Genomic DNA, 24,167 nt, shown 5'->3' with positions numbered 1-24,167 from the left:
TGATGTCCAGCTGGGGATGCCGGAGCTGCCGGCCCCCGACTACCCGGCCGAGGTGCGCACCCGGCTCGAGGAGGACGCCCGGGAGGTGATCGCCCGCTACCCGGACAGCCGCAGCGCGCTGCTGCCGCTGCTGCACCTGGTGCAGTCCGAGGAGGGCCATGTCACCCGCACCGGCATGCGGTTCTGCGCCGAGATGCTGGGCCTGACCACCGCAGAGGTCACCGCGGTCGCCACCTTCTACACGATGTACCGGCGCAAGCCCTCCGGCGACTATCAGGTGGGGGTGTGCACCAACACCCTGTGCGCGGTGCTGGGCGGCGACGCGATCTTCGAGGAGCTGCAGAGCCATCTGGGGGTGGGCAATGGGGAGACCACCGAGGACGGCAAGGTCACCCTGGAGCACATCGAGTGCAACGCGGCCTGCGACTACGCGCCCGTGGTGATGGTCAACTGGGAGTTCTTCGACAACCAGACCGTCGAGTCCGCCAAGGCGCTGGTCGACGAGTTGCGGGCGGGCCGGACCGTCGAGCCGACCCGGGGCGCGCCGCTGTGCACCTACAAGGAGACCGCCCGCATCCTGGCCGGCTTCCCGGACGCCCGTCCGGGCGCCGTCGAGGCCGGTGGCTCCGCGGGGCCCGCCTCGCTGGTCGGGCTGCGGCTGGCCAAGGGGGAGGTCGCCCCCGGCCGGGTGGTCTCGCCGAGGTCCGCGGACGCCCCGCAGGACGAGGCGCCGCCGACGCATCCCAGCTCGCATGACGCGCCGCAGCGGACCTCCGCCTCCGATCCGCACCACCCGGCAGGTCCGGTCGCCGAGGAGGGGGAGTGATGACCGTGACAACCGAGATCAATGGGCACAGCCCCGAGAAGCTGCTGGCACCCGTGCTGTCCGCGTTCTGGGACCAGCCGAACTCCTGGGCCCTGCGCACCTATCTGCGGCACGAGGGCTACGAGGGCATGCGCAAGGCCCTCGCGATGGACCCCGACGCGGTGATCGCGCTGGTGAAGGACGCGGGCCTGCGCGGCCGCGGCGGCGCGGGCTTCCCCACCGGAATGAAGTGGCAGTTCATTCCGCAGGGCGACGGCAAGCCGCACTATCTCGTCGTCAACGCCGACGAGTCGGAACCGGGCACCTGCAAGGACATCCCCCTTCTCTACGCCAATCCGCACTCCCTCATCGAGGGCATGATCATCGCCTGTCATGCCATCCGCTCCGAACACGCCTTCATCTATCTGCGCGGTGAGGTCGTCCCCGTGCTGCGGCGGCTGCACGAGGCCGTGCGCGAGGCGTACGAGGAGGGCTACCTCGGCACCGCGGAACAGCGGCGGCGGAAGCTCGGGGTGGACGGACTGCCCGGTCTCGACATCACCGTGCACGCCGGCGCCGGTGCGTACATCTGTGGTGAGGAGACCGCGCTGCTGGACTCGCTGGAGGGCCGCCGCGGCCAGCCCCGGCTGCGGCCTCCCTTCCCCGCGGTCGCCGGTCTGTACGCGTGCCCCACTGTTGTCAATAACGTCGAATCCATCGCCTCGGTTCCCGCGATTCTCAACAAGGGCAAGGAGTGGTTCCGTTCGATGGGCAGCGAGAAGTCCCCGGGCTTCACGCTGTACTCGCTGTCCGGCCATGTGGCCAACCCCGGACAGTACGAGGGCCCGCTCGGGATCACCCTGCGCCAGCTGCTCGACATGAGCGGCGGGATGCGCTCGGGCCACCGGCTGAAGTTCTGGACCCCGGGTGGCTCGTCCACCCCGCTGCTCACCGATGAGCACCTCGACGTGCCGCTGGACTACGAGGGCGTGGGCGCGGCCGGTTCGATGCTGGGCACCAAGGCGCTCCAGTGCTTCGACGAGACCACCTGCGTGGTGCGGGCCGTGACCCGCTGGACCGAGTTCTACGCGCATGAGTCCTGCGGCAAGTGCACACCCTGCCGCGAGGGCACGTACTGGCTGGTCCAGCTGTTGCGCGACCTCGAGGCCGGCAAGGGGCGCATGGAGGACCTCGACAAGCTGGCGGACATCGCCGACAACATCAACGGCAAGTCCTTCTGCGCCCTCGGCGACGGCGCGGCCAGCCCCATCTTCTCCTCGCTGAAGTACTTCCGCGAGGAGTACGAGCAGCACATCACCGGCGGAGGCTGTCCGTTCGACCCGGCCAAGTCCACTGTGTGGGCCGACGAGCCGCGCTCCACTCACCTGGGGGTGAACGCATGACCGTGACCACCAACGCACCCTCGTCGGGCGGGGAGGCGGCGGTGCCGCGAGAAGATCTGGTCTCCGTCACCATCGACGGAATCGAGATCTCCGTCCCCAAGGGGACGCTGGTCATCCGCGCCGCCGAACTGCTCGGCATCGAGATCCCGCGATTCTGCGACCATCCGCTCCTCGACCCGGCCGGCGCCTGCCGCCAGTGCATCGTCGAGGTGGAGGGCCAGCGCAAGCCGATGGCCTCCTGCACCATCACCTGCACCGACGGGATGGTGGTCAAGACGCAGCTCACCTCGCCGGTGGCCGAGAAGGCCCAGCGCGGGGTGATGGAGCTGCTGCTGATCAACCACCCGCTGGACTGCCCGGTCTGCGACAAGGGCGGTGAATGCCCGCTGCAGAACCAGGCGATGAGCGCCGGACAGGCCGACAGCCGGTTCGAGGGCCAGAAGCGGACGTTCGCCAAGCCGGTCCCGATCTCGGCCCAGGTGCTGCTGGACCGCGAGCGCTGTGTGCTGTGCGCACGCTGCACCCGCTTCTCCAACCAGATCGCGGGCGACCCGATGATCGAGCTGCTGGAGCGGGGCGCGCTGCAGCAGGTGGGCACCGGCGAGGGCGACCCGTTCGAGTCGTACTTCTCCGGCAACACCATCCAGATCTGCCCGGTGGGCGCCCTGACCTCGGCGGCGTACCGCTTCCGCTCCCGCCCCTTCGACCTGGTCTCCTCGCCGAGCGTGTGCGAGCACTGCGCGGGCGGCTGCGCGACCCGCACCGACCACCGGCGCGGCAAGGTCATGCGGCGGCTGGCGGCGGACGACCCCGAGGTGAACGAGGAGTGGATCTGCGACAAGGGGCGCTTCGGCTTCCGCTACGCCCAGCTGCCGGAGCGGCTCACCACCCCGCTGGTGCGCGACCGCGAGACGGGGAAGCTGGAGCCGGCGAGCTGGCCCGAGGCGCTGGACGCGGCGGCCGCGGGGCTCGGCATGGCGCGCGGCCGCACCGGCGTACTCACCGGCGGCCGGCTGACCGTCGAGGACGCCTACGCCTACGCGAAGTTCGCGCGGCTCGCCCTGGACACCAACGACATCGACTTCCGGGCCCGTCTCCACAGCGACGAGGAGGCCGACTTCCTGGCCACCCACATCGCGGGCCGGGGGCGTGACCTGGACGGCGGCGGACTCACCTACACCGCGCTGGAGAAGGCCCCGGCCGTGCTGCTGGTCGGCTTCGAGGCCGAGGAGGAGTCGCCCGGCGTCTTCCTGCGGCTGCGCAAGGCGCACCGCAAGCACGGACAGCGCACCTTCTCGCTGGCCACCCACGCGACCCGGGGCCTGGAGAAGGCGGGCGGCACCCTGCTGCCGGCCGCCCCCGGCACCGAGACCGAGTGGCTGGACGCCATCGCGGGCCGCACCGGTCTGGACGAGGACGGGGAGCGGGCCGCCGAGGCGCTGCGCCAAGAGGGCGCGGTGATCGTCGTCGGCGAGCGGCTGGCGTCCGTGGCCGGCGGGCTCACCGCCGCCGTACGGGCCGCGGCCGCCACCGGGGCCACGCTCGCCTGGATTCCGCGCCGGGCGGGGGAGCGGGGCGCGATCGAGGCGGGGGCGCTGGCCGGGCTGCTGCCCGGCGGCCGCCCGGCCCACGATCCGCGCGCCCGCGAGGAGGTCTCCTCCGTCTGGGGCACCGTCGACCTGCCGCACCAGGTGGGCCGGGACACCGGCCAGATCATCGAGGCCGCGGCGGTCGGCGGGCTCGGCGCGCTGCTGGTCGCGGGCGTCGAGGTCGCCGATCTGCCCGATCCCGCGCGGGCCCTGGAGGCCCTGGACGCGGTCGACTTCGTGGTCAGCCTGGAGCAGCGGCCCTCGGAGGTCACCGAGCGGGCCGATGTGGTGCTGCCGGTCGCGGCGGTCGTCGAGAAGTCCGGCACCTTCCTCAACTGGGAGGGCCGGGCCCGGCCGTTCGAGGCCGCGCTCAAGCCCGACCAGATGACCCGCCGTCACACCCTCCCGGACGCCCGGGTGCTGCACATGCTCGCCGACGCGCTGGACGCGCCCCTGGACCTGCCGGATGTCGAGGCCGTACGCGCCGAGATGACCCGGCTGGGCACCTGGCAGGGTCCGCGCGCCACCGCCTCGCTGGAGACGGGCGGTCCGCTGCCCCGGCCGGCCGAGGGCGAGGCGGTGCTGGCCGGCCATCGGCTGCTGCTCGACCAGGGCCGGCTGCAGGACGGCGATCCGGCGCTGGCCGGAACCCGCCACGCGGCCGTGGCCCGGCTGTCGGCGGCCACGGCGGGTGAGGCGGGGGTCGAGGACGGCCGGCTCGTCCGGGTCACCGGCCCGGCCGGCTCGGTCGAACTGCCGCTGAGCGTCACCGCGATGCCCGACCGGGTGGTCTGGCTGCCGCTGGCCTCCGTCGGCGGCGGTGTCCAGCGCGAGCTGGGCGCCCGCCCCGGCGATGTCGTGACGATCACTGCCCCCGCGACGGAGGTGACCCAGTGAGGATTCTCGCCGCAGAGGACCTGTCGATGTTCGGCCGCGACCCGTGGTGGCTGATCGTGATCAAGGCCGTCTTCTGCTTCGCGTTCCTGATGGTGACGGTGCTGATCTCCATCGTCATGGAGCGCAAGGTGGTCGGCTGGATGCAGCTGCGCATCGGGCCCAACCGCCACGGCCCCTGGGGCATGCTGCAGTCCCTCGCGGACGGCGTGAAGCTGATGCTCAAGGAGGACGTGGTCGTCAAGGGCGCGGACAAGGTGGTCTACGTCCTGGCGCCGGTCGTCGCGGCCATCCCCGCCTTCATGGCGGTCGCGGTGATGCCGTTCGGCCCGGCCGGCGGTGAGGTCTCGATCTTCGGGCACCGCACCGCGATGCAGCTCACCGATCTCCCGATCGCCGTCCTCTACATCCTCGCCACCGCCTCGGTCGGCATCTACGGCATCGTGCTGGCGGGCTGGTCCTCCGGATCGACGTATCCGCTCCTGGGCGGTCTGCGCTCCTGCGCCCAGATGATCAGCTACGAGATCGCGATGGGGCTCTCCTTCGCGGCGGTCTTCCTCTACTCCGGGTCGATGTCGACCTCGCAGATCGTGGAATCTCAGCAGGACCGCTGGTACGCGGTGCTGCTGCCGGTCTCGTTCCTCATCTACATCGTCTCGATGATCGGTGAGACCAACCGGGCGCCGTTCGACATGCCGGAGTCCGAGGGCGACCTGGTCGGCGGCTTCAACACCGAGTACTCCTCGATCAAGTTCGCGATGTTCATGCTCGCCGAGTACATCAACATGGTCACCGTCTCGATGGTCGCCGTCACCCTCTTCCTCGGCGGCTGGCGGGCGCCCTGGCCGATCAGCACCTTCTGGGAGGGTGCGAACCACGGCTGGTGGCCGCTGCTGTGGTTCGTCGGCAAGGTCGTGACCTCGCTGTTCGTCTTCATCTGGGTGCGCGGCACGCTTCCGCGCGTGCGCTACGACCAGTTCATGAAGCTGGGCTGGAAGGTGCTCATCCCGATCTCGATGGTCTGGCTGATGCTGGTCGCCACCGTCCGGGCACTGCGCAACGAGAACTACGACTACCAGGACATCGTGCTCTACGTGGGCAGCGCGGTGATCGCACTGCTGCTGCTGTCCTTCGTGGTCGACTTCTTCCGCGACCGTTCGGCGCAGGCCGAGGCCGGAGCGGAACAGGGACCGGAGCCCGCCTTCGATCCGATGGCGGGAGGTTTCCCGGTGCCGCCGCTGCCCGGCCAGACCTTGCCGCCCGTCCCCCGCCGACGTCCGCGCACCGAGCGTGAGCTGATTGTCAGTGGTGGCCCCGACACTGTCAGTGACGGAAAGGAGGCCGACGGTGTCTGACTTCCAGAATCCGGTGGCCGGCTTCGGCGTGACCTTCAAGGCCATGTTCAAGAAGCGGCTCACCGAACAGTACCCAGAGGTGAAGAAGCCCACCGCGCCCCGCTTCCACGGACGCCACCAGCTCAACCGGCACCCGGACGGGCTGGAGAAGTGCATCGGCTGCGAGCTGTGCGCCTGGGCCTGCCCCGCCGACGCGATCTACGTGGAGGGCGCGGACAACACCGACGAGGAGCGCTACTCCCCGGGCGAGCGCTACGGCCGCGTCTACCAGATCAACTATCTGCGCTGCATCCTGTGCGGCCTGTGCGTCGAGGCGTGCCCCACCCGGGCGCTCACCATGACCAATGAGTACGAACTCGCCGACCGCACCCGCGAATCGCTCATCTACACCAAGGAGGAGCTGCTCGCGGGGCTCGAGGACGGGATGGTCGACTCCCCGCACGCCATCTACCCCGGCACCGACGAGCAGGACTACTACCGGGGCCTGGTGACCGAGGCCGCGCCCGGCACCATCCAGCAGGTCGCGGTCAGCAAGGGCGAGACCCCGTCCGACCAGGCCGCGGGGGACGACGAGTCGCAGGAGCGGCAGCAGGGGGTGCAGGCATGAGCGGCGGCGCTCTGGCCGCGGCGGCCTCCACCACCTCCACCGGTGAGGCCCTCCAGTTCTGGGTGCTCGGCACCGTCGCCGTGATCGGCGCGCTGTGCACGATCCTGATGCGCAAGGCCGTGCACAGCGCCCTGTGCCTGGCGGGCACCATGATCGTTCTGGCGGTCTTCTACCTCGCCAACGGCGCGTACTTCCTGGGCGTCGTCCAGATCGTGGTCTACACCGGCGCGATCATGATGCTCTTCCTCTTCGTGGTGATGCTGGTCGGTGTCACCGCCGCCGACTCCCTCAAGGAGACCCTGAAGGGGCAGCGCTGGCTCGCCGCCCTCTGCGGGCTCGGCTTCGGCATCCTGCTGTGCGCCGGGATCGGCAACGCCTCGATCAAGACGTGGAACGGGCTGGGCCAGGCCAACTCCGGCGGCAATGTGGAGGGCCTGGCCTCGCTGATCTTCACCAAGTACGTCTTCGCCTTCGAGATCACCGGCGCGCTGCTGATCACCGCGGCGGTCGGCGCGATGGTGCTGACCCACCGCGAGCGCACCGAGCGGGCCCGCACTCAGCGCGAGCAGTCCGAGGCCCGGGTGCGCACCGGCCGGAACGTGCCGCCGCTGCCCGCCCCCGGTGTGTACGCGCGGCACAACGCGGTGGACATCCCCGGTCTGCTGCCCGACGGCACCCCGTCCGACCTCACCGTCAACGCCACGCTGCGCGGCCGCGGTCAGATCCGGGACGTCTCCAGCGAGGCGCTGGCCGAGCTGGCGGCGCTGGAGCAGCGCTCGCAGCGCTGGCTGGGCCGGAAGAGCGAGACCGGCAAGCCGTCCGGGGGCGCCGGGGAGTCCGGCACTTCCGAGAACGGCGAGAACGGCGAGAACGGCGCGAACGCGGGCAGTGCGCCGAATCCGAGGGGAGTCGCCAAGTGAATCCGGTCAACTACCTCTACCTGGCCGCCCTGTTGTTCACCATTGGTGCGGCCGGCGTCGTGATCAGGCGGAACGCGATCGTCCTCTTCATGTGCGTCGAGCTGATGCTGAACGCGTGCAACCTGGCGTTCGTCACCTTCTCCCGGCTGCACGGCAATCTCGACGGCCAGATCATCGCCTTCTTCACGATGGTCGTGGCCGCGGCGGAGGTCGTGGTCGGTCTCGCGATCATCGTGACCGTCTTCCGCTCCCGCCACTCGGCCTCGGTCGACGACGCCAGCCTGATGAAGCTCTAGAAGGGGTCGCGTTCACGTGGAGAACCTCATCGGATTGCTTGTCGCGGTCCCGCTGCTCGGCGCGGCCCTGCTGCTGTGCGGAGGGCGGCGGCTGGACGGCAAGGGCCACTACATCGGCACGGTGCTCGCCGCCGGCTCCTTCGCCATCGGCGCGGTGCTCTTCGCCGACATGCTCGGCCGCGGCGAGCACGACCGGGCCATGCACAGCAAGGTCTTCAGCTGGATCCCGGTGGGCGGCTTCCGCGCGGACGTCGCCTTCCAGCTCGACCAGCTCTCCATGACCTTCGTCCTGCTGATCACCGGTGTGGGCACGCTGATCCACATCTACTCGATCGGCTATATGGAGCACGACGAGCGCCGCCGCCGCTTCTTCGGCTATCTCAACCTCTTCCTCGCGGCGATGCTGCTGCTCGTCCTCGCCGACAACTACCTGCTGCTGTACGTCGGCTGGGAGGGCGTCGGCCTCGCCTCGTACCTGCTCATCGGCTTCTGGCAGCACAAGCCCAGCGCGGCCACGGCGGCGAAGAAGGCGTTCATCGTCAACCGCGTCGGTGACGTCGGCCTGTCGATCGCGATCATGCTGATGTTCACGACGTTCGGGACCTTCACCTTCGCCCCGGTGCTGACCAACGCGGACCACGCGAGCGAGGGCAAGCTCACCGCCATCGGGCTGATGCTGCTCCTCGCCGCCTGCGGCAAGTCGGCCCAGGTGCCGCTGCAGTCCTGGCTCGGGGACGCGATGGAGGGCCCGACCCCGGTCTCGGCCCTGATCCACGCGGCGACCATGGTGACCGCGGGCGTGTATCTGATCACCCGCTCCGGCGCGATCTTCAACGCCGCACCGGACGCCCAGGCCGCGGTGGTCGCGGTCGGCGCGGTCACGCTCCTCTTCGGTGCGATCGTCGGTTGTGCCAAGGACGACATCAAGAAGGCCCTGGCCGGGTCCACCATGTCGCAGATCGGATACATGATCCTGGCCGCCGGCCTCGGCCCGATCGGCTATGTCTTCGCGATCATGCACCTGGTGACCCACGGCTTCTTCAAGGCGGGGCTCTTCCTCGGGGCCGGTTCGGTCATGCACGCCATGAACGACGAGGTCGACATGCGCAAGTACGGCGGCCTGCGGAAGTACATGCCCGTCACCTTCATCACCTTCGGACTCGGCTATCTCGCGATCATCGGCTTCCCCGGGCTGTCCGGCTTCTGGTCCAAGGACAAGATCATCGAGGCGGCGTTCGCCAAGGGCGGCACCGAGGGCTGGATCCTCGGCGGCGCGGCCCTGCTGGGCGCGGCCATCACCGCGTACTACATGACGCGGGTGATGCTGCTGACCTTCTTCGGCGAGAAGCGCTGGGCGCCGGACGAGAAGGGCCACGAACCGCATCCGCACGAGTCGCCCTCGTCCATGACCATCCCCATGATCGTCCTGGCCGTGGGATCGGTCTTCGCGGGCGGGCTGTTCAGCGTCAATGACGCGTTCCTGAAGTGGCTGGAGCCGGTCACCGGCCACAGCCACGGCGACTCCCCGCTCAGCGCCGCGGCGGTCACCGCCGGGACGATGGTGGTGCTGGTGATCGGTGTCGCCCTCGCCTGGGCGCAGTACGGACGTCGGCCGGTGCCGCGCACCGCCCCCCGCGGATCGCTGCTCACCCGGGCCGCCCGGCGCGATCTGCTCCAGGACGACTTCAACCATGTCGCGCTCGTCAAACCCGGCCAGTATCTGACCCGCGGTCTGGTCTATGTCGACCACAAGCTGGTCGACGGGGTGGTCAACGGCACCGCGGCCTCGGTCGGCGGGCTCTCCGGCCGGCTGCGAAAGCTGCAGAACGGCTATGCCCGTACGTACGCGGTCTCGATGTTCGGCGGTACGGCGGTGCTCATCGCCGCGACCCTGCTGATGAGGGCGGTCTGATTCATGTCATTTCCCCTGCTGACGGCCACGGCCGTGGTGCCCGCGCTCGGCGCGGTGGTCACCGCCGCCGTGCCCGCCGCCCAGCGCGCCGCCGCCAAGTGGGTGGCGCTGGGCTTCTCCCTGGTCACCCTCGCCCTCGCGGCGGTCGTGCTGGTCCGTTTCGACCCCGGCGGCGCCCGCTTCCAGCTCACCGAATCCCATGCCTGGATCAAGGACTTCGGCGTCCGCTACGAACTGGGCGTGGACGGGATCGCGGTCGCGCTGATCGCGCTCACCGCCGTGCTCATCCCCTTCATCATCCTGGCGGGCTGGCATGACGCCGATCCGCTGGAAGGCGCCCACCCCAACCGCCGCTGGCGGCCCACCCAGGGCTTCTTCGCGCTGATCCTGATGGTCGAGGCGATGGTGGTGATCTCCTTCGAGGCCACCGACATCTTCCTCTTCTACATCTTCTTCGAAGCCATGCTGATCCCGATGTACTTCCTCATCGGGGGCTTCGGGGACCGGGCCGGGGGCCGCTCCGAGGAGGAGACGGCCACTCAGCGCTCGTACGCCGCGGTGAAGTTCCTGCTCTACAACCTGGCGGGCGGGCTGATCATGCTCGCCGCGGTGGTCGGTCTGTACGCGGTCACCGCCGATCAGCTCGGCACCGGCACCTTCTCGCTCCAGGAGATCGTCCAGGCGCGGGCGGGCGGCCATCTGGACATGGCGTCCAGCACCGAGCGGCTGCTCTTCCTCGGCTTCTTCTTCGCCTTCGCGGTGAAGGCGCCGCTGTGGCCGCTGCACACCTGGCTGCCGAACGCGATGGGGGAGTCCACCGCCCCGGTCGCCGTGCTGATCACCGCGGTGGTCGACAAGGTCGGCACCTTCGCGATGCTCCGCTTCTGCCTCCAGCTCTTCCCGGAGGCCAGCAAGTGGGCCACCCCGGCGATCATGATCCTGGCGCTCATCAGCATCATCTACGGGGCGCTGCTGGCGATCGGCCAGCGGGACATCAAGCGGCTGATCGCCTACGCCTCGATCTCCCACTTCGGCTTCATCATCCTGGGCATCTTCGCGATGACCACCCAGGGCCAGAGCGGCGCCACCCTCTACATGGTCAACCACGGCGTCTCCACGGCCGCGTTGATGCTGGTGGCCGGGTTCCTGATCACCCGCCGCGGTTCGCGGCTCATCGCCGACTACGGCGGGGTGCAGAAGGTCGCCCCGGTGCTCGCCGGCACCTTCCTGATCGGCGGACTCGCCACCCTCTCGCTGCCCGGACTCGCGCCGTTCATCAGCGAATTCCTGGTCCTGGTCGGCACGTTCAGCCGCTACCCGGCGTTCGGCGTGATCGCGACCGTCGGAATAGTGCTGGCGGCGCTCTACGTGCTGATCCTGTACCAACGCACCATGACCGGTCCGGTGAAGGCCGAGGTGCGGTCCATGCCGGATCTGCGGGTGCGTGAGCTGGTCGTCGTGGCCCCGCTCATCGCGCTGCTGATCTTCCTCGGGGTCTATCCGAAGCCGCTGGCCGACATCGTCAACCCGGCGGTCGACCACACGATGTCCGTGGTGGACAAGAAGGATCCCAAGCCCGATCACCCCGTCGACGCGGGCTGGTTCAGCTACAGCCCGAAGTCCGACGGTGGTTCCCACGACGGTGCTTCCGGAGGTGCCAAGTGACCCACGCGGCCACTGTCCACAGCCTGTGGACAACAGCGGCGGCGGCGCCCGACAAGATCCCGTCGCCCGATATCGAGTACGGGCAGCTGTCGCCCACGCTGATCGTGCTCGGCGCCGCGATCGTCGGCGTCCTGATCGAGGCCTTCCTTCCGCGCCGCCAGCGGTACGTGGCGCAGCTGTTCGTCTCCGTGGTCGCCCTGGCCGCGGCCTTCGCCGCGGTGATCGGCCTCGCCGCCGGTGACTACGGCACCAGCAAGGCCCGTGTCGCGGCCATGGGCGCGATCGCGGTCGACGGACCGGCGCTCTTCTTGCAGGGGACCATTCTCCTGGTCGCGCTGGTGGCGGTGTTCACCTTCGCCGAGCGGCGGCTGGATCCGGTGGTGCACGGCAACCGCGTCGACTCCTTCGCGGCCCAGGCCGCCGCCGTGCCCGGCGGCGACGCCGAAAAGGCCGCCGTCAAGGCCGGGTTCACCACCACCGAGGTTTTTCCGCTGGTCCTCTTCGCGGTCGGCGGCATGCTGGTCTTCCCGTCCGCCAACGATCTGCTGACGCTCTTCGTGGCGCTGGAGGTCTTCTCCCTGCCGCTGTACATCCTGTGCGCGCTGGCCCGTCGCCAGCGTGCGCTGTCGCAGGAGGCCGCGGTCAAGTACTTCCTGCTGGGCGCCTTCTCCTCGGCGTTCCTGCTCTTCGGCATCGCCCTGCTGTACGGCTACGCGGGCACGGTCTCCTACTCCGGGATCGCGGACGTCGTCGACGGCCAGGTCAGGAACGTCACCCCGGCGCTCGCCGGGACCATGGGCAATGACGCGCTGCTGCTGATCGGCGGGGCGATGGTGCTGATGGGGCTGCTGTTCAAGATCGGCGCCGTGCCGTTCCACATGTGGACCCCCGACGTCTACCAGGGCGCCCCGACCCCGGTGACCGGCTTCATGGCGGCGGCCACCAAGGTCGCGGCCTTCGGTGCGCTGCTGCGGCTGCTGTACGTCGTACTGCCCGGGTTGCGCTGGGACTGGCGGCCGGTGATGTGGGGCGTCGCCATCGTCACCATGCTGGGCGGTGCGATCGTGGCCGTCACCCAGACCGATGTGAAGCGGCTGCTGGCGTACTCGTCGATCGCCCACGCCGGGTTCATCCTGGCCGGTGTCATCGCCACCACGCCCGAGGGCATCTCCTCCGTCCTCTTCTACCTCGCCGCGTACTCCTTCGTGACCCTCGGCGCCTTCGCGGTGGTCACCCTGGTGCGGGACGCGGGCGGCGAGGCCACCCATCTGTCCAAGTGGGCCGGGCTCGGCCGCCGTTCGCCCCTGGTGGCCGCCGTCTTCGCGGTCTTCCTGCTCGCCTTCGCCGGTATCCCGCTGACCAGCGGCTTCGCCGGGAAGTTCGCGGTCTTCAAGGCGGCGGCCGACGGTGGGGCGGGCGCGCTGGTGGTAATTGGTGTGATCTCCTCGGCGGTCGCCGCGTTCTTCTATATCCGGGTGATCGTGCTGATGTTCTTCAGCGAGCCCCGCACGGACGGCCCGTCCGTGGCCGTCCCGAGCCCGCTGACCTCGTCGGCCATCGCGATCGGCGTGGCGGTCACGCTGGTCCTGGGCGTCGCCCCGCAGTACTTCCTGGATCTGGCGAGCCAGGCGGGAGTCTTCGTCCGCTAGCCATCCCGCGTCTCGCCCCAACCGGAACGCAGGGGGCTACGCCCCTGGCCCCCCGGCCGGGCCCGGACACCAAGACGGTGCCGCGCCCGGCCGGAGTTGTTCCCCATTCCGCCCCACCCCACCTCGCCCCTTCCCGAACGGGGGCTGCGGCCCCTGCCCCTGCCGGTGCGGGGGACGTAATTCCAGCCTCTCCGGCGATTGAGGAACGGGGTCCGGGCGGAGCCCCGGCGGGGGCTGGGGGCGGAGTCCCCGGTTTCGGGGAGGGGTGGGGTGGGGGCAGGCCCGCCGCAGGCGTCGCCCCTAAGCCGTCGCCTTGGCCGCGTAGGCACGGACATCCGCATCCGGGTCGGAGCGGACCGAGGACAGGGCCTGCCGAGTGGCCGCGTCCTCCAGGGGGAGCACGCCCCCGGGGAAGCCGCCGATGAGGACCTGGTGGCGGAGCAGGCCGGCGAGTTGCCATGCCCGGTCGGCACGGAGCCGCCGGCTGGGCGCGGCGGCGACCGGCGGGGCGGCGACCGGTGGGGCGCGGCGGCGACCGGCGCGGCGGCGACCGGCGGGGCGTGCTCGCGGGGGCGTTCGGCCGGTATCGGCCGGCTCCGGGGGTGTGCTGGTCGGCGGGGTCGTATCGGGACCATGCCGACGGGGCCGGGCCGGTGGTGTTGCCGAAGCGTTGCGCCACCTGACGGCGGCTTTCCTACCGCTTCCGGCTGCGGTTTCGTGTCCGCGGCGGCAAGATCTGTCACTGTGCGGGACGGGCCCCCGGCGCGCCTGCGCGCCAGGGGCCCGGGGCGCCGGAGGGGGTCCGGCGCCGTGGTTCAGCCGGTCGGGAGGCCGGTCGGCACACCGGTCGGGAGGCCGGAGGGCAGCGACGTCGGCAGGCCCGAGGGGAGGTCGCTGGGCGAGGTCGTCTTGATGAAGGTGTCATTCTTGGCGAGCGCGTCCCAGTCGACCGTGAGGGTCTTGCCGTCCGCGCTCGCGGTGACCTTGCCCGCGCTGCGGTCGGTGTTGCCGTCGGCGCACTTGAGCATGAGCATCTTCCCGCCCATGTCGGCGTACTCGCCGTTGCAGATGTGCTTGTCGGCCACCAGAACGGCCTTCTTGCCGCTGATGGACAGGATGACGGCCCCGTCACCGGCCTTCGCCACATAGGTGCCGGAGACCTTCGTGTCCGCGCCCCCCTCCGCCGGGGCGCTCGACTCGGAGGAGGGGTCCTTGGAGGTGTCCTTCTTGTCGTCGCCACCGTCACTGCCGCATGCGGTCAGCAGCAGGGCGGCCGCCGCCGCCGCGCCGGCGATGCTCACTGCCTTCTTCACGTGCTTCTCCTCGGTCGTCCGGGATCGTCAGGGCAGGAGCACGACAAATTAGCAGCCACGTCAGGGCGTGGCGGGGACGACCTGGCCGGTCACCTCGCCCAGGCCGATACGGGTCCCCCGCGGGCCCGGCGCCCAGGCCGTGACGGTCACCTCGTCGCCGTCCTCCAGGAAGGTCCGGGTGGCGTCGGGGAGCCGCAGGGGTTCGCGGCCGCCCCAGGTGAGTTCGAGGAGACAGCCGAGCTCGTCCGGGCGCGGGCCGCTGACCGTGCCGGAGGCGAAGAGGTCGCCGGTGCGCAACGAGGCGCCGTTCACCGTCAGGTGGGCGAGCTGCTGGGCCGCGGTCCAGTACATGGCGGAGAAGGGCGGGCGGGAGATCGTGTGGCCGTTGAGGGCGACCTCCAGGCGCAGATCGAGCCCGCCGGGCTCGGTGGCGCTGTCGTCCAGGTACGGGAGGGGCGGGACGTCGCGGGCGGGAGGGCTGGTGCGGGCCGCCGTGAGGGCGTCCAGCGGGGTGACCCAGGCGGCGAGGGAGGTGGCGAAGGACTTGCCGAGGAAGGGGCCGAGCGGACGGTACTCCCACGCCTGGATGTCGCGCGCGGACCAGTCGTTGAGCAGACAGACACCGAAGACGTGGTCGTGGAACCCGGAGAGCGGCACCGGTGTATTCACAGTGGAAGGGGCGCCGACGACGAAGGCCACCTCCGCCTCGAAGTCGAGGCGCAGGGAGGGGCCGAAGACCGGAGTGGGGGAGGAAGCGTGTGGTGCGGAGGTATCGGCCGGGGGCAGATGCTGGCCCTGCGGGCGGACGACGGGCGTGCCCGAGACGAGGATGGTGCCGGCCCGGCCGTGGTAGCCGATCGGCATGTGCTTCCAGTTGGGGGTGAGCGCCTCGCCGTCGGGGCGGAAGATCCGGCCCGTGTTGGTGGCGTGGTGCTCGCTCGCATAGAAGTCGGCGTAGTCGGCCACCTCGAAGGGGAGGTGGAGCGCCACGGTGGGGAGGGGGTGCATCAGGGGCTCGATGGCCGAGCGGTGCGCCGGGTCGGTGAGCCAGTCGAGCACCTCGGCGCGCACGGCCTGCCAGACCGGGCGGCCCGCGGCCATCAGCGGGTTGAGGGTGCCGGCGCCCAGCGGCTCGGCGTGCGGAGAGGCGGTGGCGGCCGCGGCGGCGCCCACGTCGAGCACATGGTTTCCGTAGCGCACCCCGATTTTCCGCAGATGAGGAGCGTGCGGCGCGGTGAAGACGCCATAGGGGAGGTTGTGCGGGCCGAAGGGGTCGCCTTCGTGCAGATCCAGCGGGGATCGCTGCGGCATCGGGGCTGCCTCGCCTTCTCCTCGTCACTGTGGGACGCAGCACACCCTATGGCGCGGGGGGCGCGGGGCAACGCCGGTGGCCGGGGCGATGCCGGTGGCCGGGGCAACGCCGGTGGCCGGGGCGGCGCCGCTCGACGCGGGTTACGGCTCCTCTGTCCCTGGGCTGTACGTCACCGGGCTGCCCGCGGCGGCGAGTTTCGGCCCGGTGAGGCGGTTCGTCTGCGGTACGGGGTACGCGTCGCCACGGCTGGCGAAGGCGGTGGCCGCCATGCGCGGATGAGCGGGCCTCGCCCGCGGCCGTCGGCCCGCCCCATGCCGGTGACCGGCCCCGCCCGGCGGCTGGTTCGGCGGACCGCCCGGCGGACTGTCCGGCAGTCCGGCCGGCCCGCCGGGTGGGGTCCGGTCGGCTGGCCGGATGGGGTCCGGGGCATGAATGATCTGCTGCGATCGCGGTACTGCGATGTGAAGTGGTTCGGTTCGGGAGAGAACGGTGAGAGGCGCACAAGGCGGGAAGGCGCCCACAGTGATCGATACCCGACCGGATACGCTGCCTGTTGGTGGAGGCAGCGACACATCGACATTCGCGTCATTCGTAGGCAGACAGGAGTACCCCGTGAGCTTCGTCGGGCCCTTGGGGCTGAGCGTGCGGGACCGGACTCTGGAAGCCGACACCCAGGCCGGGCTGACGGCGGTCGAAGAGGGCCTGCTGGAGGCCACGAAAAGCGATGTGCCCTTCATCACGGAGGCCGCCCAGCATCTGGTGCGGGCCGGGGGGAAGCGGTTCCGGCCCCTGCTGGTGCTGCTGGCCGCGCAGTTCGGCGACCCCCATGCGCCCGGAGTGGTGCCCTCGGCGGTGGTCGTCGAGCTCACCCATCTGGCCACGCTGTACCACGACGATGTGATGGACGAGGCGGAGGTGCGGCGCGGCGTCCCCAGCGCCAACGCCCGCTGGGGCAACTCGGTGGCGGTCCTCACCGGCGACTTCCTCTTCGCCCGCGCCTCGCACATCCTGGCCGACCTCGGCCCCGAGGCGGTGCGGATCCAGGCCGAGGCGTTCGAGCGGCTGGTCACCGGTCAGATCCTGGAGACGGCGGGCCCCCGCGACGGCCGCGCCCCGGTCGACCACTACCTGGATGTGCTGGCCGGCAAGACGGGCTCGCTGATCGCCGTCTCCGGCCGGTTCGGCGCGATGATGGCGGGCGCCGACGAGAGCATCGTCAGCATCCTCACCCAGTACGGCGAGCGGCTCGGCATGGCCTTCCAGCTCGCCGACGACGTACTGGACATCGCCAGCGACAGCCATGAGTCCGGCAAGACCCCCGGTACCGATCTGCGCGAGGGCGTGGCCACCCTGCCCGTGCTCTATGTGCGGGAGCAGGCCGAGGAGACCGGTTCGGCCGAGGACCGCGAGCTGTGCGAGCTGCTCGCGGGCGATCTCACCGATGACGCGCGCCATGCCGAGGTGCTGCGGCGGCTGCGCGCCCATCCGGCGCTGGAGCGGGCCCGCCGGGTCACGGTCCGCTATGCGGCGGAGGCCCGTTCGATGCTGGCGCCGCTGCCCGAGGGCCCGGCGAAGGCGGCCCTCGAGGGGCTGTGCGACGCGGTGGTCCACCGGGCCGGGTGACCCCCGCCCGCCACCAATCCACCCCGATCGGCCCCTGACTCCCGGTGGAGCGGCGTCATACCCGAGCATTACGCCGAGGTGATCCTGCGGGCTGACGCGCCACGTCGAACGATTTGGTGGGATGAAAAGACCACCACATGGCGGGATCGGGTGACAATGGCCCGAGAGGTGGACGAGTGCAAGCTGACGAACCGCCGCCGACGACGGAGGTAGAGCACACATGGCACGGATCCGACCGACACAGGTCGCCGACGACGGCTTCTGGGATGAAGAGCGGCCATCACGAGGGAAGAAGGCCGCCCGGTACGCCGCTCCGGTCGCCGTCGCGGGCATCGCGGCGGCGACCATAGGACTGGTCCCGGCGCTTGCCAGCACCGGCGACCCCAATCTGCCGAAGATCTCGGCACAAGAGCTCATCAGCAAGATGGCGGCATCGGACGCCCAGCAGATGTCCGGTTCGGTGAAGATCACCACCGATCTGGGCATCCCCTCGCTCCCGGGTGGCGGCTCCATCGCCGACCTGGGCGGGGCGCAGGGCGGCGACGCGTCCGCCGCGCCCGAATCCAAGCTGATGGAGCTGATCTCCGGCTCCCACACCCTGCGGGTGGCCACCGACGGCCCCGAGAAGCAGCGGGTGTCGATCGTCGAGAACGCCGCCGAGTACAGCATGATCCACAACGGCGGCGAGATCTGGGCGTACGACAGCGGGAGCAACTCCGCCTTCCACGCCACCGCCCCCAAGGACGCGAAGGCCAAGGGCGACCACCGGCGGGAGATGCCGAAGGACCTGCGGGGCGCCACGCCCCAGGAGATGGCCAAGACGGTGCTCTCCGCCGTGGACGACACCACCGATGTGACCGTCGACGGCACCTCCCGGGTCGCCGGGCGGGAAGCGTACGACCTGCTGATCAAGCCCAAGCAGAACAGCGACTCCACGATCGGATCCGTCCGTATCGCGGTGGACGCGGACAACGGTGTCCCGCTGAAGTTCACGCTCTCCCCGAAGAGCGGCGGCAAGGCGATCATCGATGTGGGTTTCACCAAGGTGGACTTCGGCAAGCCCAAGGCCGGCACCTTCGACTTCACGCCGCCCAAGGGCGCCAAGGTCACCGAGGAGCCCAAGGCCGGCCACAAGGACGCCCCGAAGGGCTTCGGCTCCAAGGACTCCAAGGACTTCAAGGACGCCCAGGGCGCCCTGTCCGGGCTGAAGGTCGTCGGCGAGGGCTGGGACTCGGTCGCCCGGCTCGACACCCCCGGCGGCGCCGCGGCGCCCACGACACCCGGCGGCGACAGCGGCCCGGGTGGGGCCTCCGGCCTCCTCGGCGGCTTCGGCAAGGAGGTCAAGGGGAAGTTCGGCTCCGGCACCGTGGTCAGCACCCGGCTGGTGAACGCGCTGGTCACCGCCGATGGCAAGGTGTTCGTCGGCGCGGTCGACAAGGACGCCCTGATCAAGGCCGCCAACGCGGCCAAGTGAGGCCACTGGGCGCATAAGGCGCGGTCACGGACGACGTAGGGCGCGGATACGACGCTGAACGAAGGGGAGCCCGTGGAGCAGCGGTCCACCGAGGGGGATGACGCCGCGGTGGAGACCCGCGGGCTCACCAAGCGCTACCGGGGCGGGCAGCTCGCCGTCGACGCGCTGGATCTGTCCGTGCCGCGGGGCAGTGTCTTCGGCTTCCTCGGGCCCAATGGCTCGGGGAAGACGACGACCATCCGCATGCTCATGGGCCTGATCGAGCCCACCTCGGGCAGAGCCAGACTGCTCGGTGAGCCGATGCCGCGCGCCGCCCGGAGCGTGCTGCCCAGGGTGGGCGCCCTCATCGAGGGCCCCGCCCTGTACCCCTTTCTGACCGGCCGCGACAATCTGCTGCGCTACGACGCGGCCGACCCCACCGCCGACCCCCGCACCCGCGCCACCCGTGTGGCGGGCGCCCTGGACCGGGTGGGGCTGGCCGCCGCGGCCGGGAAGAAGGCCCGCGCGTACTCGCTCGGCATGAAGCAGCGCCTCGGCCTGGCCGCCGCGCTGCTCCAGCCGCGAGAGCTGCTGGTGCTGGACGAGCCGACCAACGGCCTCGATCCGCAGGGCATGCGCGAGATCCGCGCCCTGGTGCGCGAGCTGGCCGAGGAGGGCACCACCGTCTTCCTCTCCTCCCATCTCCTCGACGAGATCGAACAGGTGTGCACTCATGCCGCCGTGATGGCCCAGGGCCGTCTGATCGCCCAGGGCACGGTGGCCGAGCTGGCGGCGGGCAGCCGCGGCCGGCTGGCCGTCACCACCCCGGACCCGGTGGACGCGGTCCGGGTGCTCAAGGAGCACGGGGTGACGGATCTGGTGGTCCTGGACGAGCGCGTCTCCGGCGAACTGCCGGTGCCCGGCCCCGGCGTGGACGACGCACCGCTGGAGCTGGCCGATCTCAACGCCGCCCTCGTACGCGCCGGGGTGCGGGTCCGGGCCTTCGGGGCCGAACGCGCATCGCTCGAGGACGCCTTTGTCGCGCTGACCGGGGAGGGCTTCGATGTCGCGGGCTGAGGAACGGAGGGTGGCCGACACCGGTGTACCGAGGACGGCCCACACCGGCGCACCGGCCGGGCGGGCCGCGAACCCGTCCCGCCCGAACCCCCTGTGGGCCCTGGCGCTCTTCCGCTCCGAGCTGGCCATCACCCTCCGCCGCTGGCGGACCCTGGCCCTGCTCGGCGTGCTCGCGCTGATCCCGATCCTCATCGGCATCGCGGTGAAGATCGAGACCAGCGACGGCGGCGGCTTCGGCGGCGGCCGTGGGGGAGCGGGGGAGGGCCCCGCCTTCTTCCCTCAGATCACCAACAACGGGATCTTCCTGGTCTTCGCGTCACTGGCGGCGACGCTGCCGGTCTTCCTGCCGATGGTGGTCGGCGTGATCGCCGGTGACGCCATCGCCGGTGAGGCGGGCTCGGGGACGCTGCGCTATCTGCTGGTCGCCCCCGCCGGGCGGACCCGTCTGCTGCTGGCCAAATTCACCACCACCATGGCCTTCTGCCTGATCGCGACCCTGGTCGTGGCCCTCACGAGCCTGGTGACGGGGGCGCTGCTGTTCCCGCTCGGCGATGTCACGCTGATCTCGGGCATCACCGTCTCGTTCGAGGAGGCGCTGCTCAGGGCGCTCGGCGTGGCCGCCCTGGTGGCCCTGTCGCTGGTGGGGATCGCCACGGTGGGGCTGTTCATCTCCACCCTCACCAACAGCGGGATCGCGGCCATGGCCACGACGGTGGGGCTGGTGATCACCGCGCAGATCCTCGACACCATCCCGCAGCTGCACGCGATCCACCCGTATCTCTTCCCGCACTACTGGCTCAGCTTCGCCGATCTCCTCCGCGAGCCGGTCTACTGGGACGAGCTGGTCAAGAACCTGGGGCTGCAGGGGCTGTACGTGGCCGTGTTCGGCTCTGCGGCCTGGGCCCGGTTCACCGCGAAGGACATCACGGCCTGAGCGGCCTGAGCGGCCTGAGTGGCCGAAGCGCACCGGGCGGCCTGAGTGGCCGAAGCGCACCGGACGGCCTGAGCGGCCTGGGCGGCCGAAGCGGCCTGAGCCCGCGGAACCGAACACGGCACATCATCCGGGATCAGGCGCCGCCGAGCGTCCAGACCGCGTAGGCGATGGCGTCGCTGTTGCGGTCCAGGGCGGTGTCGTCGATGTTGCTCGAGGTGTCGCAGGAGCGGTGGTAGCAGCGGTCGAACGCCTGCCCCGAGGTGCCGCCCCACTTCTGGGCCTGGGCGGCGGTCTTGATGTAGTCGGCCCCGCTGAAGAGACCGCCCACCGGGATGCCCTTGTTCTTGAACGGCGCGTGGTCGGAGCGGCCGTCGCCCTCGGTCTCGATCTCGGTGGGCACGCCCTTGGCGGAGAAGAACGCCTTGAAGACCGACTCGATCCCGGGGTCGTCGTCATAGACGAAGTAGCCGGGGTTGGGCGAGCCGATCATGTCGAAGTTGAGATAGCCGTCGATCTTCGCCCGTTCGGCCGTCGGCAGGTTGTTGATGTAGTAGGTGGAGCCGACCATGCCCCGCTCCTCCGCGCCCCACCAGGCGAACCGCAGATGCTTGGTGGGCTTCGCGCCCTGGCGGGCGACGGTCAGCGCGGTCTCCAGGATTCCGGCGGAGCCCGAGCCGTTGTCGTTGATCCCGGGGCCCGCGGTGACGGAGTCGAGGTGGGCGCCGGAGAACACCACGTTGTTGGTGTCACCGCCGGGCCAGTCGGCGATGAGGTTGTAGCCGGTGGCACCGCCGGAGGTGAACTGCTGCACGGTGGTGGTGTATCCAGCGGCGTCCAGCTTGCCCTTGATGTAGTCGAGCGACGCCTTGTAGCCGGGGCGGCCATGGGCGCGGTTGCCGCCGTTGGCGGTGGCGATGGACTGGAGCTGGGCCAGATGGGCCTTCACATTGGCCACGGAGATGTCGGGTGCCGCGAGGGTGGTACGGGCGTCCGCCGTGTGCCGTGCCGATGCGGCGGCGGAGGTGGCGGGGGCGGCCGAGACCAGGGCGGCGACCGCCGTACCGGCGGCGGCCATCGTGGCCGCACGCCGTATCAGGGATCTTCGGGGGCGGGCTTGCGCGCATGAGGACATGGGGGGCTCCGGTTCCGAACGTGGACAGGACGGAATGACGTGACGCTGTGTGGTGCACGTGCCCGTGGGGCGGTGGAGCGGTGAACGTGCTGATGCTCCGGGCGTGGCTGACTCCGCGTCAAGGGCGGAAACCGGACATCACCCGCCGGATATCGGTCCCGGCCGTAGATCGGACACCTCGGCGTCCGGTACGACGTCGGTCTCCACTGTCGCCGACAGCGCCGCCGCCCGCGCGGCGGCGTCGGCCAGCGCCCGTCGCGCCCGCCGGGCGGTGCGCAGCGCGTCCCAGGTCAGCAGCGCGAGCGCGAGCCAGACGAGGGCGAAGCCGGCCCACCGTTCGGGTGGCATCGACTCGTGGAAGACGACGAGCCCGAGGGCGAACTGGAAGGTCGGCGCGACGTACTGGAGCATCCCGATCGTCGACAGCGGCAGCCGCACCGCCGAGGCCCCGAAGCAGATCAGCGGCAGCGCCGTGACGAAGCCGGAACTCGCCAGGAGCGCCGCGTGCCCGGCGCCCTCGCTCGCGAACGTGCTGCCGCCGTGCGTCCCGAGCCAGATCAGGAAGCCGAGGGCGGGCAGGAACTGCACGGCGGTCTCGGCGGCCAGCGACTCCAGCCCGTCGAGCCCGACCCGCTTCTTGGCCAGGCCGTACGTCGCGAAGCTGAAGGCGAGGGTGAGCGCGATCCACGGCAGCTTGCCGTAGCCCACCGTCAGCACGGCCACGGACACCACCCCGACGCCGACCGCCGCCCACTGCGCGGGCCGCAGCCGCTCACGCAGCAGCAGCACCCCGAAGGCGATGCTGACCAGCGGGTTGATGAAGTATCCGAGCGCGGTCTCCACCACATGACCGCTGTTGACGCCCCAGATGTACAGGCCCCAGTTGACCGAGATCACGGTCGCGGCGAGCGTGATCATGCCCAGCCGGCGGGGCTGCCGCAGCAGTGGCCGTATCCAGCTCCAGCGGCGCAGCACCAGCAGCACCAGACCGACGGCCGCCAGCGACCACACCATTCGGTGGGCCAGGATCTCCATCGCCGCGGCGGGCTCCAGCAGCGGCCAGAAGAGCGGCACCAGCCCCCAGATGCCGTACGCCGCGAAGCCGTAGAGGAGACCGGTGCGATCGGCGCGGTCCTGCTGGTCCTGCGGCGTCACGGCACCCTCCCCGACGGCATGACGAACCCCCGGCGGGCCCGTTCCGAGGGTCCGAAGGTAGCGCTGGTGAGGCCCGCCTGTCATTCCCGTATTGGAATACGGTGATGACAGGCGGGCCGTGGTGCCTACGGGGCGGGTCAGCCCTTGAGCGCGGCCGCCACCGAGTCCGCGATGGGGGTGGTCGGACGGCCGATGAGCCGGGACAGGTCACCGGGGGTGGCGTCCAGCCGGCCGCGCCCGATGGCCGACTCGACATCGGAGAGGATCACGGCGAGCGGCTCGGGGACGCCCGCGCCGGTGAGGATGGACTGGTACTCGGCGGGGGAGACGGCGCCGTAGACGATCTCCTTGCCGGACTGCCGGGCGACCACCTCGGCGTACTCGGCGAAGCCCCAGGCGGTGTCGCCGGACAGCTCGTACGCCTTGCCCTCGTGGCCCTCACCGGTCAGGACGGCGACGGCGGCGGCCGCGTAGTCGGCACGCGCGGCGGAGGCGACCCGGCCCTCGCCCGCGGCGCCCACGACGGCGCCGTGCTCCAGGACGGTGGAGAGGTTCTCGGTGTAGTTCTCGTTGTACCAGCCGTTGCGCAGCAGTACGTACGGCAGACCGGAGTCGGTGATCGCCTGCTCGGTGACCTTGTGCTCGTCGGCCAGGGTGAAGTCGGCGGCGGGGCCGCCCAGGACGCTGGTGTAGGCGAGCAGCGCGACACCGGCCTCCTTGGCGGCGTCGATCACGGCCTGGTGCTGCGGCACCCGCTGCCCGACCTCGCTGCCGGAGATCAGCAGCGCCTTGTCGCCGGCGGCGAAGGCTCCGGCGAGCGTCTCGGGCCGGTTGTAGTCGGCCACATGCAGCCGCACCCCGCGGTCGGCGAGGTCGGCGGCCTTCGCGGTGTCGCGCACGACCGCGGTGATCTGGTCGGCGGGAACCTTCTCCAGCAGCCCCTCGACGACGAGGCGGCCGAGGTGGCCGGTGGCTCCGGTGACGACGATGCTCATATGCGTGACTCTCCTGGTTCGCGGGATCAGCACACCCACCATAAGGGAAGCGCTAACCAATGGAAAGGTACCTTCGGT

General features: G+C 70.8%; 19 protein-coding genes and 1 pseudogene. 15 read left to right on the top strand and 5 right to left on the bottom strand.

Annotated elements, in window-relative coordinates:
• Window positions 1–16: 16 nt before the first annotated feature.
• The 10 genes from nuoE to nuoN are packed head-to-tail and all read left to right on the top strand — an operon-like array spanning window position 17 to window position 13,095.
• Window positions 17–826, top strand: a complete 810-nt coding sequence (gene nuoE, locus NP777_RS28375) for an NADH-quinone oxidoreductase subunit NuoE (protein ID WP_256653028.1) — start codon at window positions 17–19, stop codon at window positions 824–826.
• A complete protein-coding gene (gene nuoF, locus NP777_RS28370; RefSeq protein WP_256653005.1) occupies window positions 826–2,208 on the top strand; it encodes an NADH-quinone oxidoreductase subunit NuoF in 1,383 nt (460 codons plus the stop codon). The genes nuoE and nuoF overlap by 1 nt, the downstream gene beginning before the upstream one ends.
• Window positions 2,205–4,694 (top strand): NADH-quinone oxidoreductase subunit G, encoded by a 2,490-nt coding sequence (locus tag NP777_RS28365; RefSeq protein WP_256653004.1) that lies wholly within the window; start codon window positions 2,205–2,207, stop codon window positions 4,692–4,694. Before nuoF ends, NP777_RS28365 begins: the two co-directional genes overlap by 4 nt.
• 26 nt (window positions 4,695–4,720) lie before the next feature.
• Complete coding sequence (gene nuoH, locus NP777_RS28360) at window positions 4,721–6,046, top strand: NADH-quinone oxidoreductase subunit NuoH (protein WP_256653027.1); 1,326 nt, start codon at window positions 4,721–4,723, stop codon at window positions 6,044–6,046.
• Window positions 6,039–6,653, top strand: coding sequence for an NADH-quinone oxidoreductase subunit NuoI (gene nuoI / locus NP777_RS28355; protein WP_256653003.1), 615 nt, complete (start codon window positions 6,039–6,041; stop codon window positions 6,651–6,653). The genes nuoH and nuoI overlap by 8 nt, the downstream gene beginning before the upstream one ends.
• Complete coding sequence (locus NP777_RS28350; RefSeq protein WP_256653002.1) at window positions 6,650–7,573, top strand: NADH-quinone oxidoreductase subunit J; 924 nt, start codon at window positions 6,650–6,652, stop codon at window positions 7,571–7,573. Before nuoI ends, NP777_RS28350 begins: the two co-directional genes overlap by 4 nt.
• Window positions 7,570–7,869, top strand: a complete 300-nt coding sequence (nuoK, locus tag NP777_RS28345) for an NADH-quinone oxidoreductase subunit NuoK (RefSeq protein WP_009715954.1) — start codon at window positions 7,570–7,572, stop codon at window positions 7,867–7,869. Before NP777_RS28350 ends, nuoK begins: the two co-directional genes overlap by 4 nt.
• Window positions 7,870–7,885: 16 nt before the next feature.
• Window positions 7,886–9,781 carry an NADH-quinone oxidoreductase subunit L gene (gene nuoL / locus NP777_RS28340; protein ID WP_256653001.1) on the top strand — a complete coding sequence of 632 codons (1,896 nt, stop codon included), beginning with the start codon at window positions 7,886–7,888 and terminating at the stop codon, window positions 9,779–9,781.
• A 3-nt stretch (window positions 9,782–9,784) separates the two neighbouring features.
• On the top strand, window positions 9,785–11,446 hold the full coding sequence (locus tag NP777_RS28335) for an NADH-quinone oxidoreductase subunit M (protein WP_256653000.1): 1,662 nt from the start codon (window positions 9,785–9,787) through the stop codon (window positions 11,444–11,446).
• Complete coding sequence (nuoN, locus tag NP777_RS28330) at window positions 11,443–13,095, top strand: NADH-quinone oxidoreductase subunit NuoN (RefSeq protein ID WP_256652999.1); 1,653 nt, start codon at window positions 11,443–11,445, stop codon at window positions 13,093–13,095. The genes NP777_RS28335 and nuoN overlap by 4 nt, the downstream gene beginning before the upstream one ends.
• Window positions 13,096–13,910: 815 nt before the next feature.
• On the opposite strand, the gene NP777_RS28320 is transcribed toward nuoN, so the two are convergent.
• Complete coding sequence (locus tag NP777_RS28320) at window positions 13,911–14,408, bottom strand: hypothetical protein (protein ID WP_256652998.1); 498 nt, start codon at window positions 14,406–14,408, stop codon at window positions 13,911–13,913.
• Between the two features lie 60 nt (window positions 14,409–14,468).
• On the bottom strand, window positions 14,469–15,719 hold the full coding sequence (fahA, locus tag NP777_RS28315) for a fumarylacetoacetase (protein WP_256652997.1): 1,251 nt from the start codon (window positions 15,717–15,719) through the stop codon (window positions 14,469–14,471).
• A gap of 115 nt (window positions 15,720–15,834) precedes the next feature.
• On the opposite strand from fahA, the pseudogene NP777_RS28310 reads away from it, so the two are divergent.
• The 5 genes and pseudogenes from NP777_RS28310 to NP777_RS28290 all read left to right on the top strand — a co-directional run.
• Window positions 15,835–15,999: pseudogene (locus NP777_RS28310) on the top strand (NAD(P)/FAD-dependent oxidoreductase); the annotation flags it as partial.
• A 333-nt stretch (window positions 16,000–16,332) separates the two neighbouring features.
• Complete coding sequence (locus NP777_RS28305; RefSeq protein ID WP_256652996.1) at window positions 16,333–17,343, top strand: polyprenyl synthetase family protein; 1,011 nt, start codon at window positions 16,333–16,335, stop codon at window positions 17,341–17,343.
• Window positions 17,344–17,563: 220 nt separating this feature from the next.
• Window positions 17,564–18,817 (top strand): LolA family protein, encoded by a 1,254-nt coding sequence (locus tag NP777_RS28300; protein ID WP_256652995.1) that lies wholly within the window; start codon window positions 17,564–17,566, stop codon window positions 18,815–18,817.
• 72 nt (window positions 18,818–18,889) lie between these two features.
• Complete coding sequence (locus NP777_RS28295; protein WP_256652994.1) at window positions 18,890–19,873, top strand: ABC transporter ATP-binding protein; 984 nt, start codon at window positions 18,890–18,892, stop codon at window positions 19,871–19,873.
• Window positions 19,860–20,807, top strand: coding sequence for an ABC transporter permease (locus NP777_RS28290; RefSeq protein WP_391858592.1), 948 nt, complete (start codon window positions 19,860–19,862; stop codon window positions 20,805–20,807). The genes NP777_RS28295 and NP777_RS28290 overlap by 14 nt, the downstream gene beginning before the upstream one ends.
• A gap of 133 nt (window positions 20,808–20,940) precedes the next feature.
• Here NP777_RS28290 and NP777_RS28285 read toward each other — a convergent pair whose 3' ends face one another.
• From NP777_RS28285 to NP777_RS28275, 3 genes are all read right to left on the bottom strand, one after another.
• Window positions 20,941–21,882, bottom strand: a complete 942-nt coding sequence (locus tag NP777_RS28285; RefSeq protein ID WP_256652993.1) for a M28 family metallopeptidase — start codon at window positions 21,880–21,882, stop codon at window positions 20,941–20,943.
• Between the two features lie 195 nt (window positions 21,883–22,077).
• Entirely contained in the window at window positions 22,078–23,094 is a 1,017-nt protein-coding gene (gene rarD, locus NP777_RS28280) for an EamA family transporter RarD (protein WP_256652992.1), read from the bottom strand.
• A 137-nt stretch (window positions 23,095–23,231) separates the two neighbouring features.
• Complete coding sequence (locus tag NP777_RS28275; protein WP_256652991.1) at window positions 23,232–24,089, bottom strand: SDR family oxidoreductase; 858 nt, start codon at window positions 24,087–24,089, stop codon at window positions 23,232–23,234.
• Between the last annotated feature and the right edge of the window lie 78 nt (window positions 24,090–24,167).

The sequence above is a fragment of the Streptomyces rugosispiralis genome (assembly GCF_024505145.1).
GTDB lineage: Bacteria > Actinomycetota > Actinomycetes > Streptomycetales > Streptomycetaceae > Streptomyces > Streptomyces rugosispiralis.
The sequence above is the reverse complement of the archived record's forward strand: the minus strand, read 5'-3'. Positions and strand labels throughout refer to the sequence as shown.

Coding starts and splice junctions, on each gene's coding strand:
- fahA (WP_256652997.1), bottom strand. CDS start 15,719: ATGCCGCAGCGATCCCCGCTGGATCTGCACGAAGGCGACCCCTTCGGC.
- nuoH (WP_256653027.1), top strand. CDS start 4,721: ATGTTCGGCCGCGACCCGTGGTGGCTGATCGTGATCAAGGCCGTCTTC.
- NP777_RS28275 (WP_256652991.1), bottom strand. CDS start 24,089: ATGAGCATCGTCGTCACCGGAGCCACCGGCCACCTCGGCCGCCTCGTC.
- NP777_RS28285 (WP_256652993.1), bottom strand. CDS start 21,882: ATGGCCGCCGCCGGTACGGCGGTCGCCGCCCTGGTCTCGGCCGCCCCC.
- NP777_RS28350 (WP_256653002.1), top strand. CDS start 6,650: ATGAGCGGCGGCGCTCTGGCCGCGGCGGCCTCCACCACCTCCACCGGT.
- NP777_RS28290 (WP_391858592.1), top strand. CDS start 19,860: ATGTCGCGGGCTGAGGAACGGAGGGTGGCCGACACCGGTGTACCGAGG.
- nuoE (WP_256653028.1), top strand. CDS start 17: ATGCCGGAGCTGCCGGCCCCCGACTACCCGGCCGAGGTGCGCACCCGG.
- NP777_RS28335 (WP_256653000.1), top strand. CDS start 9,785: ATGTCATTTCCCCTGCTGACGGCCACGGCCGTGGTGCCCGCGCTCGGC.
- NP777_RS28365 (WP_256653004.1), top strand. CDS start 2,205: ATGACCGTGACCACCAACGCACCCTCGTCGGGCGGGGAGGCGGCGGTG.
- NP777_RS28300 (WP_256652995.1), top strand. CDS start 17,564: ATGGCACGGATCCGACCGACACAGGTCGCCGACGACGGCTTCTGGGAT.
- nuoF (WP_256653005.1), top strand. CDS start 826: ATGACCGTGACAACCGAGATCAATGGGCACAGCCCCGAGAAGCTGCTG.